The 1,008-nt window shown below is 32.2% G+C and carries 1 protein-coding gene; it reads left to right on the top strand.

From position 1 onward, the window contains the following. Positions 1-1,008: AMP-binding enzyme (locus I8752_RS22225; RefSeq protein ID WP_225895837.1), on the top strand; the 1,008-nt coding region annotated here is incomplete at both ends.

Genomic DNA, 1,008 nt, shown 5'->3' with positions numbered 1-1,008 from the left:
TATTAGTAGAAGGAAAGAAAAATATAAGTGATTACACCAGAGTTTACAAAACAGGAGATTTATGTAGATATCTTAGTGATGGTAATTTAGAATATTTGGGAAGAATAGATCATCAAGTTAAGATTCGAGGATTTAGAATTGAACTTGGAGAAATTGAATCAGTATTGAATCAACATCCATTGATTAGAGAATGTATAGTTATTGCAAATAGAGAAGAAGGAGATAATAACAATAATCAACAACAACAACAAGAAGCTTCTTCTTCTGGAGGAGGAGGTGCTCGTTTAGTTGCATACATAGTTCTTATTACAAACAACACTACTACCACTAGTAGTAATAGTAGTAGTGAGAACATGATTGGCATCAGTACTAAGGAATTGAGAGAATTTGTCAAAGGAAAATTACCAGAATATATGATTCCTTCGGCTTTCGTCACACTAGAACGATTACCATTGACACCAAATGGAAAAGTAGATAGGAAAGCTCTTCCAGCTCCTGATCAAAGACCAGAAGATTTGACTTCTTATGTTGCTCCTACTACACCTATCCAACATCATTTAGTTGAAATATGGAAACAACTACTTGGTTTACAAAAAGTTGGAATACATGATAATTTCTTTGAATTGGGAGGACATTCTTTATTAGCAACTCAACTTGTATCACGTATAAGAACAATAGAAGGTGTTGAAATTCAATTGAAATATGTATTCGAATCACCAACTATTGCTGTTATTGCTGATATGGTGGATAAACAACAACAGCAAGAAATTATTAACAACAAAAATAATGATACTATCAACAACGCATCATCAACATCATCATCATCATCTTTAATAGTAGTAGATGTTCTGGTTATTGATAGATCATATACTTGTAGTAGTGGTGATGATGATCAACAACTAGATTTTATTATCATCAATAATGGAATCATTCCATTAAGTTTTGCTCAAAAGAGATTGTGGTTCTTGGATCAATTTGAACCTGGAAGTAGTACATACAATATACCAA

Source organism: Dendronalium phyllosphericum CENA369, assembly GCF_016056275.1.
Classification (GTDB): domain Bacteria; phylum Cyanobacteriota; class Cyanobacteriia; order Cyanobacteriales; family Nostocaceae; genus Dendronalium; species Dendronalium phyllosphericum.
The sequence above is the reverse complement of the archived record's forward strand: the minus strand, read 5'-3'. Positions and strand labels throughout refer to the sequence as shown.